At 73.4% G+C, this 2,501-nt stretch carries 3 protein-coding genes; all 3 read right to left on the reverse strand.

The window, feature by feature from the left end:
* Positions 1–52: 52 nt before the first annotated feature.
* The 3 genes from ACY45C_RS18335 to ACY45C_RS18345 all read right to left on the reverse strand — a co-directional run bounded on the left by ACY45C_RS18335 (position 53) and on the right by ACY45C_RS18345 (position 2,092).
* On the reverse strand, positions 53–232 hold the full coding sequence (locus ACY45C_RS18335) for a hypothetical protein (protein ID WP_462188805.1): 180 nt from the start codon (positions 230–232) through the stop codon (positions 53–55).
* On the reverse strand, positions 199–1,251 hold the full coding sequence (locus ACY45C_RS18340; RefSeq protein ID WP_462188806.1) for a small ribosomal subunit Rsm22 family protein: 1,053 nt from the start codon (positions 1,249–1,251) through the stop codon (positions 199–201). The genes ACY45C_RS18335 and ACY45C_RS18340 overlap by 34 nt, the downstream gene beginning before the upstream one ends.
* Before the next feature lie 67 nt (positions 1,252–1,318).
* Positions 1,319–2,092 (reverse strand): thioesterase II family protein, encoded by a 774-nt coding sequence (locus ACY45C_RS18345; protein ID WP_462188807.1) that lies wholly within the window; start codon positions 2,090–2,092, stop codon positions 1,319–1,321.
* Positions 2,093–2,501: the final 409 nt, after the last annotated feature.

The raw sequence follows: 2,501 nt of genomic DNA on the forward strand, positions 1-2,501 counted from the left end.
GGTTCCCGTCGCCGGGTTCAGGTCACCGGCGGGTCCCGCCGGTAACGGCGGGTCAGCGCGGCCCGATGCCGGGCGGGACGGCGTCACCCCAGGAGGCCCGCCGGGCCCAGCGGTAGGCCTTCTTCTCACTGCGGGAAACGACCACGTCACCCTGCCGCGGCACGACCACGTCGCCCTGCCGCGGCGCCTCGCAGACCGTCAGCCGGACGTGGCCCGAGCGGGCCTGTGGCACGCGCAGCACCCGGCCGGCGGCGTGCGCGGGCGGGCGGCGCGACGCGACGCGACGCGACGCGACGCGACGAGGTAAGAGTACTTCTCGTCCTCGTACCCGAGCGCACCGTCCTTCATCGCCCGGTGCAGCGCGCTGCGCTCGACCCGCCGGCCGAAGTGGCACCAGTCCCCCGCCGTCATCGGGCAGTCGTCGTCGGCGGGGCAGGGCGCGGTGATGGTCGCGCCGGTCTCGACGAGCGCCGAGCGCGCGGCGCGGATCCGCGCGAAGCCGGCCGGGGTTCCCGCGTCGATGACGACCAGCTCCGCCGCGGTGGCCCGCCACCACGCGGCCACGGCTGCGGCCCGGTCGCCGTCGGCGAGCTCGCCGAGCACATAGGCCGCCACCGTCAGGTCGGCCCGGTCCGCGCCGTCGCCGGGCGGGGTGAGCACGGACGTGCGCTGCCAGGTCGCCGTGCCCAAGGCCGGCGCGCCACCACGGCGGGCCAGCCGGCGACCGACGTCGATCATCAGCGCGGACCGCTCGACCAGGACGGCCCGGGTCACGCCGGGGAAGACCGCCAGCGCGGCCCAGGTCGCCGTCCCGGGACCCGCGCCCAGGTCGAGGACGGACCCGGGCCGCCAGTCCGGGCGGCGCAGCGCCACCTCACCGAGAACCGCGCGGGTGACCGCCAGCGTCGCGGGCAGGCGGGCGGCGAGGTAGGCCCGGACGTGATCCGCCGTCAGCTCACCGTCGCCCGGTGTGGCGGCGTTCGCGCGATACCGGTCGGACAACTCCCGGTAGGCGCGGGACATCGCCCGCGACGGCGGGGTCCCCGCGGACGCGCCGGTCTCGGCCGCGACCGCGGCGAGCAGGCCGGCCACCGCACCCTCGTGTCCCTCGTCTCCCTCGTGCCCCTCGTATCCCTTGCGTCCCGACCCGTACCGCACGGTCGAAGCGTAGCCGCGGTGCCACGGCCCCGAACGAAATACGCTGACGCGGATCCCGCCCGGGGTGCCGCCGGTGCCCGTGGCGGGGGTCACGTCCAGGTCGACACGTCCAGGTCGACAACGTTGACCGACGAGCCGGCCGGCGGGGCAGGCCGACGGGTCAGAGCGAGGGAGCCGCGGTGGCCGCGGGAACCAGTCCGGCCGAGACGGTGTCGATGACGGCGGCCTGCTGGTCCGACAGGTAGAAATGACCACCGGGAAAGACCTTCAGCGTGAACGCGCCGGTCGTGTGCGCCCGCCATTGTTCGGCCTCGGCCACGGTGGCCTTGGCGTCGGAATCCCCGACCAGCGCGGTAATCGCCGTGCCGATCACCGCGTCCGAGGGGGCGGAATACGTTTCGATCGCCCGGTAGTCCGCCCGGGTGGGCGGCAGGATCAGCTCCAGCATTTCGGGGTCGGCGAGGATGCGCGGGTCGGTTCCACCAAGCGCGTGGATTTCCCGTAGGAAACCCTCGTCGTCCAGGAGATGCACGGATTCGGCGCGGGAGGTCGACGGGGCTCTACGGCCGGAGGCGAACAGCACGAACGGCACCGGGCCGCCCGCCGCCTCCAACCGGCGGGTCACCTCGAAGGCGACGGTCGACCCCATACTGTGCCCGAAGAACGCCAGCGGGCGGTCGGAGAGGGAACGCAGCACGTCGGCAATGCGGTCCGCGAGGGGTTCGATGGCCGTCTCGGGCGCCTCCGTCCGCCGGTCCTGGCGGCCCGGATACTGCACCGAACGCACCTCGGCGACCGGCGACAATGCCCTGGACAGCGGGACGTAGAAGCTCGCCGCGCCGCCCGCATGGGGAAAACAGACGAGCCGAGGGGCGCTCGCCGGCGCCGGATGGAAACGCCTCAGCCACAGATCGACGTCACTGGGCACGGCCACCGCCGCGGTCGGATGCTCGCATGAGGATAGTACACCGCCCTCGTGATGGAATCGAATTATCTGGGAGAATCTCTCAGCCTCCAGATTATGCGGTGCAATGGCTCCCTGGGCTCTTTTTCGCTCGACATTCGGCACATCACCTCCGGTAACGAGACCACCGGCGGCGGGCGGCCCGGTGCGGGAAAACGGGAAAGTGTGGCGGGTCAGGGACGGTCCGGAGGCTGTGGGCCGTGACTAACCCTCCACAGTTCGCGCGCCGGCCGACGGGACGCCGGCGCCCGGGGCGGCGGCCCGCGTGCGGTCAACCACCAGCGTGGCGATCGCGGCGGCGACCGAAACGAGACCTCCGATGTAAAACCCGGCGCGGGCGCCGCGGTGCTCGGTGAGCCAGCCGACGAACAGGGCACCT

The sequence above is a fragment of the Frankia sp. CcWB2 genome, from assembly GCF_977927585.1.